The 14,204-nt window shown below is 39.2% G+C and carries 12 protein-coding genes; 8 read left to right on the forward strand and 4 right to left on the reverse strand.

Annotated elements, in window-relative coordinates; translation table 11 throughout:
• Nucleotides 1–19 precede the first annotated feature (19 nt).
• Genes HCN_RS00250 through fliY form a run of 3 tightly spaced genes read left to right on the forward strand, consistent with a single transcriptional unit; the run spans nt 20 to nt 2,614 of the window.
• Nucleotides 20–727, forward strand: a complete 708-nt coding sequence (locus tag HCN_RS00250; protein WP_014666189.1) for an RNA polymerase sigma factor FliA — start codon at nt 20–22, stop codon at nt 725–727.
• Nucleotides 720–1,781: a flagellar motor switch protein FliM gene (gene fliM / locus HCN_RS00255; RefSeq protein WP_002956117.1), complete on the forward strand. Its 1,062-nt coding sequence runs from the start codon at nt 720–722 to the stop codon at nt 1,779–1,781. The genes HCN_RS00250 and fliM overlap by 8 nt, the downstream gene beginning before the upstream one ends.
• A gap of 53 nt (nt 1,782–1,834) precedes the next feature.
• Nucleotides 1,835–2,614 (forward strand): flagellar motor switch protein FliY, encoded by a 780-nt coding sequence (gene fliY / locus HCN_RS00260; protein WP_372449643.1) that lies wholly within the window; start codon nt 1,835–1,837, stop codon nt 2,612–2,614.
• A 251-nt stretch (nt 2,615–2,865) separates the two neighbouring features.
• On the opposite strand, the gene HCN_RS00265 is transcribed toward fliY, so the two are convergent.
• Together HCN_RS00265 and ccoS are read right to left on the reverse strand one after the other, a co-directional pair.
• Complete coding sequence (locus HCN_RS00265; RefSeq protein ID WP_002956120.1) at nt 2,866–3,843, reverse strand: NAD(P)-binding domain-containing protein; 978 nt, start codon at nt 3,841–3,843, stop codon at nt 2,866–2,868.
• Nucleotides 3,840–4,055 (reverse strand): cbb3-type cytochrome oxidase assembly protein CcoS, encoded by a 216-nt coding sequence (gene ccoS, locus HCN_RS00270; protein ID WP_002956121.1) that lies wholly within the window; start codon nt 4,053–4,055, stop codon nt 3,840–3,842. Before ccoS ends, HCN_RS00265 begins: the two co-directional genes overlap by 4 nt.
• 174 nt (nt 4,056–4,229) lie before the next feature.
• Here ccoS and HCN_RS00275 point away from each other — a divergent pair, with 174 nt between their 5' ends.
• Nucleotides 4,230–5,900: a methyl-accepting chemotaxis protein gene (locus HCN_RS00275; protein WP_002956122.1), complete on the forward strand. Its 1,671-nt coding sequence runs from the start codon at nt 4,230–4,232 to the stop codon at nt 5,898–5,900.
• Between the two features lie 32 nt (nt 5,901–5,932).
• On the forward strand, nt 5,933–6,688 hold the full coding sequence (locus HCN_RS00280; RefSeq protein WP_014666190.1) for a hypothetical protein: 756 nt from the start codon (nt 5,933–5,935) through the stop codon (nt 6,686–6,688).
• Nucleotides 6,689–6,703: 15 nt separating this feature from the next.
• Here HCN_RS00280 and HCN_RS00285 read toward each other — a convergent pair whose 3' ends face one another.
• Nucleotides 6,704–8,599: a dynamin family protein gene (locus HCN_RS00285; RefSeq protein WP_014666191.1), complete on the reverse strand. Its 1,896-nt coding sequence runs from the start codon at nt 8,597–8,599 to the stop codon at nt 6,704–6,706.
• Nucleotides 8,599–10,902, reverse strand: coding sequence for a dynamin family protein (locus HCN_RS00290; protein ID WP_002956125.1), 2,304 nt, complete (start codon nt 10,900–10,902; stop codon nt 8,599–8,601). Before HCN_RS00290 ends, HCN_RS00285 begins: the two co-directional genes overlap by 1 nt.
• Before the next feature lie 230 nt (nt 10,903–11,132).
• Here HCN_RS00290 and HCN_RS00295 point away from each other — a divergent pair, with 230 nt between their 5' ends.
• The 3 genes from HCN_RS00295 to cydB are packed head-to-tail and all read left to right on the forward strand — an operon-like array spanning nt 11,133 to nt 14,104.
• The gene (locus HCN_RS00295; RefSeq protein ID WP_002956128.1) at nt 11,133–11,399 is read left to right on the forward strand and encodes a DUF4492 domain-containing protein; all 267 of its coding nucleotides are present in this window, start codon (nt 11,133–11,135) and stop codon (nt 11,397–11,399) included.
• A 15-nt stretch (nt 11,400–11,414) separates the two neighbouring features.
• Nucleotides 11,415–12,977: a cytochrome ubiquinol oxidase subunit I gene (locus tag HCN_RS00300; RefSeq protein WP_002956129.1), complete on the forward strand. Its 1,563-nt coding sequence runs from the start codon at nt 11,415–11,417 to the stop codon at nt 12,975–12,977.
• The gene (gene cydB / locus HCN_RS00305) at nt 12,977–14,104 is read left to right on the forward strand and encodes a cytochrome d ubiquinol oxidase subunit II (RefSeq protein ID WP_014666193.1); all 1,128 of its coding nucleotides are present in this window, start codon (nt 12,977–12,979) and stop codon (nt 14,102–14,104) included. Before HCN_RS00300 ends, cydB begins: the two co-directional genes overlap by 1 nt.
• Nucleotides 14,105–14,204 lie beyond the last annotated feature (100 nt).

The following is a 14,204-nucleotide window of genomic DNA, read 5'->3' on the forward strand; positions in this document are numbered from 1 at the left end:
GAGAATAAAGGGATAAGGTATGAAAAGTATGAAAAGTAATAACGGCTACAATCAAACGCTCAAATACGCGCAAGATGAACTCGCCCTGCAGTATCTTCCCGCAGTCAAAGCAATGGCATTCCGTCTAAAAGAGCGTTTGCCTAGCTCCATTGAAATGGCGGATTTAGTATCCATTGGCACAGAGGAGCTTATCAAACTTGCTAGGCGGTATGATAGCAGTCTCAATGATTCCTTTTGGGGCTATGCTAAGACGCGTGTAAATGGAGCGATGCTTGATTATTTGCGTAGCCTTGATGTGCTATCTCGTGCTAGTCGCAAACTTGTTAAAGCCATTGATTATGAGATTTCAAAGTATTTTAATGACTACCAAGAAGAGCCAAGTGATGAGTATTTGGCAAAGATTCTAAACGAAGATGTTGCCAAGATAAAAGAAGCTAGAGTGGCGTCTGATGTGTATGTGCTTGTGCCTATTGATGAGCAGTATAATGCGATATGTGGGGAAAATATCTTAGAAGATGTGCAAAAAGATGAGCTAATGGAGATTGTCCACAATGTCCTAAAAAAGCTTGGCAAAAGGGAGCAGATGATTATCCAGCTGTATTATTTTGAGGAGCTAAATCTTAAAGAGATTAGCGAGATTCTAGAAATTACCGAATCTAGAATCTCACAGATCACAAAAGAAGTCATCAAAAAAATACGACAAGCACTAGGAGATATAAATGGCTGATATACTAAGTCAAGAAGAAATTGATGCGTTATTAGAGGTTGTTGATGATGATGGCGATACCACCGAGATAGAAAAGCAGGGCATTACACATCAAAAGCAAGTTACACTCTATGACTTTAAACGCCCAAATCGTGTGAGTAAAGAGCAGCTCCGTGCGTTTAAGTCAATCCACGACAAAATGGCAAGAAGTCTCTCTTCTCAAGTGTCTGCGGTGATGAGAAGTATTGTTGAGATTCAGCTCCATAGTGTGGATCAAATGACTTATGGGGAGTTTTTGATGAGCTTACCCTCCCCCACAAGCTTTAATATTTTTTCAATGAAGCCCTTAGAGGGTGCTGCGATTTTAGAGATAAATCCAAGCATTGCCTTTCCTATGATTGATAGGCTTTTAGGCGGTAAGGGCGACCCGTATGAGAATTCACGCGAATTTAGCGATATTGAGCTAAACCTACTTGATACGCTTTTGCGACAGATTATGCAGAATCTCAAAGAGGCGTGGAGCTCTATCACAGAGATTTTCCCAAGCGTAGATGCCAAAGAATCTAGCCCAAATGTCGTGCAAATCGTGGCACAAAATGAAATTGTTATTATGGTGGTAATGGAGATTATTATCGGGCATAGTAGTGGAATGATGAGTATTTGCTATCCTGTTATATCCCTTGAAACCGTGCTATCCCGCCTAGCAAGTAGGGATTTAATGTTAAGTGATACAAGCTCAAAAAAGAGTAGAAATAAAGAGCTTCAAGCCCTTATTGCCGGAGCGAATGTCGTTGTCTCTGGCTATTTGGGTAATGCCACACTTTCACTCAAAGAAGTGCTTGACTTGCAGGTTGGCGATATTGTGCGGCTTGATAGGGCAGCTGATGATACGATTTTAGTCTCTGTTGATGGGCGAGAAAAGTATATAGCAAGTATCGGTTTGCAAAGGTATCGCAAGACATTGCAGATAAAAGAAGTGATTAAAACAGAAAAAGATCAAGTCAAAGAAGTGCTTGAAATGCTAGAATCTCAACGCAAAAATAGAATCGCAAATATTGAAGAGGAGGGAGAATGAAGCCTTTTATAGATTTAATTGTTCAAGAAGCCACTGCTACCATTGAAGGACTTATGGGTAAAACACCAAGTGTAACCCACACAAGCGATAGTAATGTAAGCCTTGAAAATCTCTCAATCCCCTATTCAATCAGCTATATTCAGGCAAGTGGTGATGGTAGTGGCGAGCTTGCTATGATTATCCCTGTGGCAATGGCAACAGCCCTAGCAGATATGATGTTAGGCGGTGAGGGTGAGAGCAAGCCAGAAATGAGCGAAGATGATTTAGATGCGATAAAAGAGATAAGTGCGAATATTTTTGGGGCAATCTCTACATCTTTGAACTCACAAAAAGAGCTGCCAAAGCTTAATTTTTCGTGTAGCAATATTGAGTTTGTTACACAGAGCATAGAGTTATCGCGTTTTGATAAAGCATATATTTTTAATTTTTCACTAGATTCTATCCAGTCAAATTTTACGATTTTAGCTAATGCAAGTTTTGTGGGACTTTTTGAGGGTGGAGCTGCTACTCCTGTAGCTCACGCAGAATCTGGATCTACTCCTGTGGCTCACGCACTTAGCCCGACAGAATTTAAAAATATCAATATGATTTTAGATGTGCGGCTCAATGTCAAGGTGCGTATCGGGCAGAAAAGAATGCTTTTAAAAGATGTCATTGCTATGGATATAGGCAGTGTCATAGAGCTTAATCAACTTGCTAATGATCCTTTGGATATACTCGTAGATGATAAGGTCATTGCTAAAGGCGAAGTGGTGATTGTAGATGGGAACTTTGGGATTCAAATCACTGATATTGGCACAAAACGCGATAGGCTAGAGCAACTGCGTGGGTAGATTCCCTAAATCCACATAGCGTTTGCCTTTGTTGTGTGTGGGTGTTTTGTAAATGTGACTAAGGCAGAAACCTATCACAAGAAAATAAAGTAGATTTACTTAGTGTAGAATCCGATTGAGATTCTAAAATCTCACGCTTTATCGCACCATTGCCATTTTGAGTATTATGAAAAGGCGAAAATCTTTTTTAGATTGTATATAATTTTTGTATGAGATATTTCGCTCCAATCACACAAACTCCCTTGAAAGTGCTAAAAAGCCGACGCAGCCCTTTTAGCGATGGTGTTGATAATATCATAACTATGCTTGATAGCCAAAGCGATTGAGCCACCGCTCTTTAGGGCAATATCCCCTGCAATAAAGAGATTTTTAACATTGCTTTCTAAATCTTGTGAGATAAGCGGCACACCTTTTTCATCAGTCTCAATCCCACATTTTTTGAGAAAATCCACCGGCGTTGCCCCACCGATAGCATAAATCACGCGATCAAACACTTCTTTACTTTCATCACTAAATTTCACACCTACCTTACTACTTTCATCGCTTAACTCCACAATATCAATGCCAAATCGCCCCAAAAGTCGCCCACTACCTAAAGCAGATTCTAACTCTTTTGCGTTTATGTCATTAATGCGTGTAAATTCTTTGCGGCGGTAATTGAGCGTTACACTTCCGCCTTGCCCACTTTGCGTATTTTGAGCTAAGTCAATGGCGTATTCCACAGCGGAGTTTCCTCCACCTACAACGAGAATCTTTTCACTACTCTTAGCCTCATTAGCATTAAAATTAACAAGCTTGCGGATTGTAGGAGGGATAGCATAGCTTGGCTTATTTGGCTGTCCCATTTTACCGATAGCGATGATGACAAATTTCGCATTAAAACTGCGATTATCACTTGTATTGACACTAAAGATTCCATTATTTTGACTTACAGATTCTACATCGCTTTGATACTCCACATTTATAGGCTCTAAAAGCGTGTCAAAATACTCTAAAGTGCTTTCTCTATTGCCATCTTGAAAGTCAAAATTGCCCTGAAGCTCCACAACCTGCCCTTTGTAGTCTCTATCTACGCGTTTGCCCTCTTTGTAGAATTTGCGGATACTCATATTATGAGATTCACCTTTTTCAAGCACAAGCACGCTAAGATTATTTGCCCTTGCTTCTATGGTGGCACTCATTCCCGCTGGTCCGCACCCAATAACCACAACATCATATATCGTATTCATTTTTGCTCCTTATCTTTATGTTTATTGTTATGTTTTTTTTCAGCCTTTGCTGCAAGATTCAAATCTTCAACAGAATCAAAAAGCACACCTTGCATCATTTTATTTGCATCATCAAATTGTCCATTTTTTAGCCCCCAAATAAAAGCAAGGAGCCCAAATAGCCCAAGCACAAGCGATACACCAAGCATAACAGCAATCATTTCCGTATTCATATTAAGCCTTTATTTGTGGGAAAAATGGTAGGGATTCTAGACATAGTTTGTAAATTGAAGTCAAATAAGGCAGTTTTCGCGTTGGTTGCGTTGGTGTTATGGATAAATATTTATTAAAAAGTTATACAATCCACGATTAAATTTATATGCAGAATCTTACATAAGGAGATAAAAATGTCAAATGATTCACAAAAAACAAAACCAGAGAAAAAGGTGAGTGTTGGCGTTATGCTGGGCTTTGGCTTTGGGGTGCTTATCTTATTTTCGTGTATTATGGTATTTATCGCACTTAATCGTGTGAGTGAGATAAACGCTTCGCTTAGTCAAATTAATGACATCAACGCCCTAGCTCAACGCTATGCGATTAATTTTCGTGGAAGTGTGCATGATAGAGCGATTGCTGTGCGTGATGTGGTGCTGATTGATAGTGAGAATACAAAAGGTTTGCAACAGCTTTTGGAACAAATAGCCACATTGGAAAAATTCTACAAAGAAGCAGAAGATGATATGAAAGAGAAATTCATCAATACAAATCTGCTTAATGAAAAGGAGCTTAGTATTTTACAAGCTATTGAGGCTACTCAAGCTAAGTCCATTCCACTTATCGTGCAGATTAGCCAAGCTAAACTTGCTGGAGATTCACAAAAAGCTTATAATCTCTTAAAAACGCTATCCCCATATTTTACGCAATGGCTTGCCGAGATTAACCAGTTTATTGACTATCAAGAAGATGCGAATTCTGCTTTGACTGCGGAGCTAAGAAGCGGTGTGAATGAGTTTAGAATCGTGCTTTTGGTGCTTTTGGCTTTGAGCGTTATTTTTGGCATAGTTGTGGCTATTGTGATTATACGCTCATTGTTGCGTTTGCTCGGTGGAGAGCCATATATCGCTTCACAAATTATCAGCAAAATCGCCAATGGCAACCTTTCTGAATCTGTAGCATACAAGGGTGAATATTCTATGCTCTCTTCCATTGCGACAATGCAGGAAAAACTCAAAGAAATTGTGGAGTTTATCACACGCTCTTCAAACCAAATCAACGAAGTTGCATTAAAAGTCTCTCAAACTTCAAATCAAGCTCAAGACGCCGCTAGGACACAAATGCAAAGCTCAACGCAAGTAGCAGGTAAAATAGAGCAGATGAACAAAGCAGTGATTGAAGTCTCAAACATCGCTCAACAAACTGAAGAAAATTCCACAAAAAGTGTGGAGATTTCAACAAAAGGTGTGGAGATTATTAATATTACCGCTGAAGAGATTGGCAAGATTACAGAGATGATTAGTTCTTCTGCGGAAAATATCCGTGGCTTACAGCAGCAGTCTGTGGAGATTAGCGGAAGTGCAAGCTTGATTGCTGAAATTGCTGATCAAACTAACCTTTTAGCTCTTAATGCCGCTATTGAAGCAGCTCGTGCTGGAGAACACGGACGGGGCTTTGCGGTTGTTGCCGATGAGGTAAGGAAACTTGCTGAACGCACCGCCTCAACGACAGCGGAAATTGCCAATATGATAAAGCTTATCCAAGATGGCATAGGCACTTCTGTTGATGCCATTGAAGCCATTGTGCCTCAAATTGACAAAGGGCAAAAGCTGATTATGGATTCAGTCCAAACACTTGAAGAGATTCAAAATCAGGCTCAAGATTCACTCCAAAAAGCTAAAGCCGTGGCAAGCTCATCAAGTCAGCAAGAAAACACAATGCAAAGCATTTCAAATGATATGCAGGGCATTTCCACACTCTCACAAGAGACAAGCCTATCACTTGAAAATGCCAACAAAACAATCAATGAGCTAAAAAACATTTCAGATTCACTGAAAAACTATATGGCGTATTTTAAAATCTAAAATCGCCACTTGCTGTGAAAGGAATGAATACAATGAGATTTTTAGCAGTATTTGCCATTGTGGGCTTTTTTGGCTTTATTAATGCAAAAGAATGGAGAGAAACGCCTTCAGTTGAAAAAAGGCTTGAGACACAAATAAACATCGCTCAAAAAATCGCAGAGATAAAGGCAGAGCCTGTGGAAGTGATACCTGCGAATTTGGGCGAGATGAAGTTTAAGATTCTAACTGATGAAGATGGCTTTTATACGCTGTATTTGGGCGATGATAAGACAAATGTGAGTATCAATAGCCCCGCAGATTTTTTCTCCGCCCAATTTGCAAGTATGGAAGCTTTCAATAAAGCTTATGAGATATTCACAAAGCATAATGCGTCTGTGCGAGAATCTAAGATTCTAAAGATATTTAAAACATATCCGCAATATGCGCTAGACTTTAAAGCAACAAGTAAGACAAAAACAACGCTCTATATGCTGCTTACCCCATTTTGTGAGCCTTGTAATGAAAAGATAAGAGAGCTTGCAAGGCTCACAGAAGATGCACATATAAAAATCATTTTTGTCGCGGCAAATAATGAAGCTTATCATAAAGTAATGTCCTTATATGCGGCAATGCAAGGCTATAAACATAAAAGTCAAGAGGATAAAATCGCCAAGCTTCAAACACTTATAGATGACATAGCATTTTTGCCCCCAGTCAAAGATGATGACAAAAACGCTATGGATATGTATAAAGAATTAGCCAAAGCTAGAATCTCCTATCTACCCTATATTATTGAGACTAGCAAATAAGTTTAAAGTGCCACTTTATTCCTGCGATTCTTGCTCTTGCGGATAGGATTTAAGCGTGGCTATAAGGCTTTGAAACTGCTTAAGATGATGGGCGTATTTTTCTGCATATTGCGTGAGTAGCTCACCTTGAGTTTTGCAAAGCTCGGTATATTCTCGCTCAAAATGCCAAATGCTCTTTTTATGCAGGGGCTGGGTTAGGAGATTTTCCTGTAAGAAATGAAAATGAAAGCCTAGACTTAGCTCATCGCGGATATTTTCTAAGCTTGGGTTAAAAAGGGGCAGTGTATCTGGGCTTTTGCTATGCTTTGTTTTTGCCTCTTCAATCTTTAAGCCTATGTGGCTAAGACACAACGCTATGCTTAAAGGGTAATTAAGACTTAGAATCTTGTGAAAGAGCATAAGAATAGCTTTCAATTCGGCGGTGTGTTTTAAGGCAAGGGTGTGAAAAGATTGTGTCATTTCATCAAGGGTTTTTTGTAAAAGTGGGCTTTGCAATGGTGGGAGAAAATCAGCATACCATTGTATGAATAAGTCCTGTATTAGCTTTGTTTGCGTATCTAGCAAGGATTCAAACTCTTTCCCACTCTCCATAATGTCAAATCCAAGCTTTGTAAAATCCCTAGCAAAAGTAGAATCTGCGTTATTTAAGCTTAAAGATAACCGCTCTTTAGGCAAAAACGCCACTTCCTTGCTTTGCTTTATCTCTTTTGTGAAACCAAAGCTTTTTTCTATGCGGGTAAATTCCTGTGAGGTTCTTTCAATAGCATTATAGATATGTTGGCTAAGGGATTCTAGATGAGAAGAAAAAGTATCAAAAAGCTTAGGAAAATCCTTGTAAAATGGACTTTGTATGGCGTTGTTATTCAAAATTTGGACTGAATCTTGAAGTAAAGATTCAAGGTGAGAAAATCGCAATTTAGCGTGCAAACTCAAACGAGCATAGCGGAGTAAAAGTGTGCGGAGCTGTGTGCATATTGTGCGTGTCTTGGCAGATTCAGCTAAAGGCGTGATATGTGTTTGTAAAAATGCCACGACAGATTGAATATTAGAATCTAAAAGCAATTCCCCTGCTTTCTCTGCGTTTAGTTCATTATTGTGGCTATAAGATTGCAGGGCGTTTTTTGCCGAGATAGCAATAATATCCCCAAACAGCCCACTAAAAGCCTTTTTAGCATATTCTAGGCTTGTGTTTATCTCATCTTCATTTTTAAGCCTATCTTTTTGATTAAGCACACATAGGCTTTTACTCGCATAGCGTCTAATATGTGCGTTGATGATTTCTTTCTCACTTTGTTTGCCGACATTATCAATAAGGGTTAGCCAAATGATTCCATCTACACTCTCTAGCACCGCATTTGTCGTGTCTGTATCGCTTTGATTTTGTGAGTTAAAGCCCGGCGTGTCTAAAAAGCTCATAGTTTTAAGCAGCTCTAGTGGTGCATAAAGCTTGTAAAAGGCGATTTTAGCATTCTCAGCAACGCTTACTTCATTCATATAATACAATGGCTTTGTGGCGATATTGCCATTTTTGTAATGCAATTCAAGGGCGTAATCGTTGCCATAGACGATACGGCAGATTTTAGCCGTAATGGGTGTGATGCCACTAGGGAGAATCTCCTGTCCTAAAAGGGCGTTTAAAAATGTAGATTTTCCGCTACTAAACTGCCCGATAATGGCAATTTTCATCGGCTCTTGTATGCTTTGGGTGAGATTTTTGAGTATTGTGGAGATGCGAGAGCTTAGGGGCATCATTTGCTGAATCATATAACGCGTCTTGTCAATCAACGCATACAGCGGATTGCTCCCTTGCAGTGCTTTGTTTTTTGCTTCTAAATATTCATTGATAAAAGTTTCAAGCAAAGTGTTGCTTAAATCTTGTGAATCTTGTGCTGTTTGCTTCAAGGCTTCCATTAGCTTAGCTCCTCTAAAGTATGTGTGATTTGCTTTGCAATATCTTGAATCTGGCTTTGTTTAGATTGAATCCTATCTTTTTGGACTTCAGCATTGCCATTATTTTTTGTAGCTAGGGCAGATTCTAAACTCTCTTGCTTATTCTTAATCTCTTCTTCAATCTCTTGCTTTTTGTGTTGTGCTATTTGCTCAAAATGCGTCATAAAAAGCGTTTTAATTGCTGTGTTTTTTTCTTTTATCAGCCCATCAAAGCTTTCAAAAATATCTTTAAATAAAGAATCTAAATTTGCTTTTAAACGCTCCGGCTTAGGGCTTAAGGCTTGTGGCAAAGATTCCAAAATTTGCAAAATATGTGTAATTTCACTGCTTTTAAGCTGAAAATGTACGCTTGGTAGGGTATCGCTCTGTGAAGATTCCATAGCATTTATGGAATCTTGTGGGGCAATATCACTTTTAAGCTGTGTAATCTTGCGACTAAGCTTATACTTATACTCACGCAAAATATCGGCAAAGCAGTCCTTTAGCCCCTGCTCTATCATCACGCAAAAGGCTTGAGCTTGGGGCTTTGCCCCTCGTTCAAAATCATAGAGAATATCATTTAGCACCTTGTCTTTTATAAGTGTGGCGGATTTTGATAGGGTATTGTGGCTTAGAATCCCAAGTGAGTTAAGAAAGTCCGCTAAATCCGTATTCAGCACGGATAGATGAGATTCAAAGTTTTGAAGTGTATCTAAAAGGGCTTGGTTTTGAGCGGTATATTTGCTAATAAGAGAATCTAGCTCTTCCCCACTCGCACAAAGCAAGGCAGATTCTATTTCTATCAGTTCTTTCTCATCTTGGGCGATTTTTAGCATTGCTTTAAAGGCAAGATAAAGCTTGTCTTTTGCCTTAAGGCTATCCTGCCCTAAAAGCATTGTTTGGAGATAAGATTCAATCTCTAAAATCCCGCTTTCTTCAAGGCTCATTGTGGGCTTATCTTTAGAATCTGCTTTTTGTATGCGATGAAGCAATGCCGCATACCCTGCTAGTGGGATAAAATCAATCCTTTGGATAAGGGATTGTATATCGCCTTTGTATTTGGCATTTTTAAGCTGGGATATAAGGCTTGATTTGGTGTATTCAAGGCTAGATTCTAGCTCCTTTTGTGTCAGCAAATCAATGCGTGTAAGCACCACAAGCAGACGAGAGATATTCTGCTCTAAAAGGGCTTCTAAAATAAAATCAATATCTTTTTGTGTCGCCGCACAGCTAACATTCATAATATGTATAAGCATATCACAATGCTCAATATATTCCCGCGTAATATCCTCTCTTTTTGTGATAGGATCATCAAGCCCGGGCGTATCTACAATCTCTACGCCATTTTCCAAAAATGCTAAGGGCATAAAAAGCTCCACCTTTTCTACGAGATTACAAAACTTGCTTGTGTGATTAGCCGAAGTATAGGCACTAAGATCATTTAGCTCAATGTCTTTGCTGTATTTTGGTGAAGTGATAAAATCTTGTAATGTATCCTTAAAATGCTCTTTACTCTCTTTTACAAATGCTTTAAGATTAGAATCATACGCACTTTGGGATTCTAAATCCTCCCATTGCTCCTTACTCCAAAAATGCACCCTTGCCCTTGGAGTTTCTCCATAACGCAACACACTAAGATTTGCTGTCTCTGGCACGCTTGAAGTCCCTAAAACTTCCTGCCCTAAAAGAGCGTTTAAAAATGTAGATTTCCCCGCACTTAAAACCCCCGTAATGCCTATGCAAAACCGCTGCTCTTCTAATTTAGTAAGATTCTTATCCATTGCCTGAAGCAAGGAATCTTTACTTAAAAGTGGTGTGAGAAGCTCAAAAAGGGCGTGGAATTGCGTGTGAAATGTTTTTAAATACTTTGTTTTGCTTGACTTATTTGTGCTTATGCTTATGTGTGAGGGGGTGGTGTGTTTGAGCAAACTAAAAAGCCGCAGTTGCTCATCATCAATCACCCCTGCGAGATTAAGATTAGCAAAATAAGGCATAAGCTCTTCAAAAATGTGTGGATTTTGCGTAATGATACTTGTCTGCATAGCAAGGATATAATCAAGCGGATTAGAAGTATAACCAAGAGCTAGATTTGATGGAATCTGCCTTGAATCTGGCAGGAGATTCACAAAACTTGGACATTGCATAAAAAGCTCAATATTATTGGCATTGACGCATAAAACAATGCTTAGAGCATTGTTTGAAGAATCTACGATAAAGGGGAGATTTCTCTGCATTGGCGGGGGCAAATGATGAAAGCTATTAAAAAAATGTTGCAAAACAGACATTTGAAAAACTCCATAGAGAATGAATAGAAATTTGATTTGGGAATTTTACCCCAAAATGTAAAAAGTAAAATAAAAGCATAATTATCTTAGAAAATGCAGGGAGTTTTTTGCAAAAAACGCACATTTTACCATTTTCAAAGCCGTATAAAATTTGATACAATCACTCTTGCATTTTGTGCTATGGGGTTACAAAGGCATAAAAAAATGAAGTGTGAAATCTGGAGGTTTGTGTGGGGTTTTTCAAAAAGGCTTTGCTGCTCTATGTCGATGGATTTAAAAATCTAAAAGTCGGCAAGATTCTATGGAAAGTCATTTTTATTAAACTCATTGTGATTTTTGCCGTGCTAAAGGTTTTTGTATATGATAAGAATCTTTCACAAATGGGCGATTTTGAAGAAAAAAGTGCCTTTGTTTTGGATAATCTCACGCAATCACAGAGACCTATACAGAATCTTGCACCTTCACATAACTTCACACAATCCCCCACAAAACCTTAAGGAGTTGTTATGGATATGGTAAATGAACTTGCAAGTGTGGATTGGGCGAGAGCACAGTTTGCTTTGACGGCGTTATATCATTTTTTGTTTGTGCCTTTGACTTTGGGACTTTCTTTTATTGTGGCGATAATGGAGACTATCTATGTCAAAACAGATAATCCACAATGGCGTAAAATCACGCGTTTTTGGCTTACACTTTTTGCGATAAATTTTGCCATTGGCGTGGCTACGGGTATCATTATGGAGTTTGAGTTTGGCACGAATTGGGCGAATTACAGCTGGTTTGTGGGCGATATTTTTGGCGCACCTTTAGCGGTTGAAGGCATTATGGCATTTTTCTTGGAGGCTACTTTCTTTGCCGTAATGTTTTTTGGCTGGGATAAAGTCTCTAAAAAATTCCATTTACTCTCTACTTGGTTTGTAGCTATTGGCAGCAATCTTTCAGCCTTTTGGATTCTTGTGGCAAATGGCTGGATGCAATACCCCATTGGCACGATTTTTAATCCTGATACTGCACGAAATGAAATGAGTAGCTTTGCTGAAGTAGCACTTTCACCCGTGGCTGTTTCAAAGTTTTTACACACTGTGGCAAGTGGCTATGTTATCTCTGCTCTTTTTGTAATGGGGATTTCTGCCTTGTATCTTTTAAGGGGGAGATTTATAAGTGAGGCGAAAAAGAGCTTAATTGTGGGGGCGAGTTTTGGGCTTATCACTTCAATGTTTTTATTCTTTAGTGGTGATGAGAGTGCTTATCGTGTAACACAACATCAGCCGATGAAACTTGCCGCAATGGAGGGCATTTACCAAGGAGAGCATAGAGCAGGAATCACCGCATTTGGAATCTTAAACCCCGATAAAAAACCCGGCGATGAAAAGGAAGTATTCCTATTTGATATTACTATTCCTTATGCGCTTTCAATCCTTGGCAATCGCAGTCCAAATAGCTTTGTGCCGGGTATTGAAGACTTATTGCACGGCAATGAAAAGCAAGGCATAACCGGCATAGATTCTAGAATCCAAAGTGGCAAACTAGCCCTTTCAGCTCTCAAAGACTACAAGGAAGCAAAAGCACAAAATGATACCGAAGCGATGAATTTTAATCGTGGGATTTTAGAATCTAATATGCCAAACTTTGGCTATGGGTATTTAGAAAAGCCCGAAGATGCTATTCCGCCGATTGCTTTGACATTTTATAGTTTTCACATAATGGTGGCTTTGGGAAGTGCATTTTTTGTGCTATTTATCGTTGTGCTTTACTTGGCAATGGCAAATAATGTCGTGCAGTTTCGCAAGATTCTGTGGCTTTGTGTTATTGCTATACCTTTTGGCTATATCGCCGCAGAAGCGGGGTGGATTATCGCCGAAGTTGGGCGGCAGCCTTGGGCGATACAAGACTTGCTCCCTGTGGGTATTGCCGCTACGCACCTTTCAAGTGTGCATATTCAAGTCTCATTCTTTATTTTTGCGTTTCTTTTTACGACTTTGCTTTGTGCGGAGATTGGCATTATGATTAAAAGCATTAAAAAAGGCTTTGTGGAAGAGCATAGCGTGGATTCTACGCATAAAGGGGGCAAGTGATGTTTTTTGGACTTGAATTGAGTGGGCTACAAATTTATTGGTGGATTATTGTAAGTCTGCTTGGCGGACTTTTGGTGTTTATGTTTTTTGTGCAAGGCGGGCAGAGTTTATTGCATATCATCGCAAAAGATGAGCTAGAAAAGACTATGCTTATCAATTCTTTGGGGCGAAAGTGGGAGCTAGGATTTACCACATTGGTGCTATTTGGTGGAGCGTGTTTTGCGGCATTTCCATTGTTTTATAGTGTAAGTTTTGGCGGAGCGTATTGGGTGTGGTTGGCAATTTTATTTTGCTTTATTATTCAGGCGGTAAGCTATGAATATCGCAAAAAAGAAGGGAATCTACTTGGCTCAAAGGTGTATGAAATCTTTTTGTGGATTAATGGTGTATTTGGCGTGTTTTTAATCGGTGTGGCGGTAAGCACATTTTTTAGCGGCTCACATTTTGTGCTAGATTCACGAAATTTTGTAGAATGGAGCAAGGCAAGTAGGGGGCTTGAGGCATTGCTTGAGCCGGCAAACTATCTCTTGGGCTTAAGTTTGGTGTTTTTAAGCCAGATTCTGGGAGTGAGTTATTTTCTCAATAATATCAATGATGAGATTATTGCTAAACGCGCAAGATTGGCTATGTTTGTAGCGACTTTAGCGTTTTTGCCTTGTATTTTGGGCTTTTTAGCGTGGATATGCTTTAAAAGTGGATTCTATGTGGGTGAAGATGGCAAGGTAAGCTTAGAATCTTATGTGTATTTACATAACTTTTTATCCCAGCCTTATTTGATTGTGGGGCTATTGCTTGGTATGGTGGCGGTGCTATTTGGGATTTTTCTTAATGTCTTTAAGCGTAGCACAAAGGGTATTTTTCCGCTTGGGCTAGGCAGTGTGCTTGTAGTGATGATGGTGTTTTTAAATGTTGGCTTAGGCAATAGTGCATTTTATCCTTCCATTGCTGATTTGCAAAGCTCTCTCACCATACAAAATGCCTCTTCAAGCTATTATACACTTTCAGTAATGGGCTATGTCTCCCTGCTTGTGCCTTTTGTGTTGGCTTATATTGCGTATGTGTGGCGTGCAATGGATAGAGTTAAAATCACAAAAGAAGAGATGAGTAATGACACTCACGCCTATTAGAATCTTAGGAATATTGTAAGGAGAAACACAATGGGAACTTCAATTTTTATGCTTGTCTTGTGGCCTGTGGTGATTTATGTGTGCTACAAGTTTATTATGC

Origin of the sequence: Helicobacter cinaedi PAGU611, from assembly GCF_000284635.1 — a bacterium.
Classification (GTDB): Bacteria; Campylobacterota; Campylobacteria; order Campylobacterales; family Helicobacteraceae; genus Helicobacter_C; species Helicobacter_C cinaedi.

Coding starts and splice junctions, on each gene's coding strand:
- HCN_RS00250 (WP_014666189.1), top strand. CDS start 20: ATGAAAAGTATGAAAAGTAATAACGGCTACAATCAAACGCTCAAATAC.
- fliM (WP_002956117.1), top strand. CDS start 720: ATGGCTGATATACTAAGTCAAGAAGAAATTGATGCGTTATTAGAGGTT.
- fliY (WP_372449643.1), top strand. CDS start 1,835: ATGGGTAAAACACCAAGTGTAACCCACACAAGCGATAGTAATGTAAGC.
- HCN_RS00265 (WP_002956120.1), bottom strand. CDS start 3,843: ATGAATACGATATATGATGTTGTGGTTATTGGGTGCGGACCAGCGGGA.
- ccoS (WP_002956121.1), bottom strand. CDS start 4,055: ATGAATACGGAAATGATTGCTGTTATGCTTGGTGTATCGCTTGTGCTT.
- HCN_RS00275 (WP_002956122.1), top strand. CDS start 4,230: ATGTCAAATGATTCACAAAAAACAAAACCAGAGAAAAAGGTGAGTGTT.
- HCN_RS00280 (WP_014666190.1), top strand. CDS start 5,933: ATGAGATTTTTAGCAGTATTTGCCATTGTGGGCTTTTTTGGCTTTATT.
- HCN_RS00285 (WP_014666191.1), bottom strand. CDS start 8,599: ATGGAAGCCTTGAAGCAAACAGCACAAGATTCACAAGATTTAAGCAAC.
- HCN_RS00290 (WP_002956125.1), bottom strand. CDS start 10,902: ATGTCTGTTTTGCAACATTTTTTTAATAGCTTTCATCATTTGCCCCCG.
- HCN_RS00300 (WP_002956129.1), top strand. CDS start 11,415: ATGGTAAATGAACTTGCAAGTGTGGATTGGGCGAGAGCACAGTTTGCT.
- cydB (WP_014666193.1), top strand. CDS start 12,977: ATGTTTTTTGGACTTGAATTGAGTGGGCTACAAATTTATTGGTGGATT.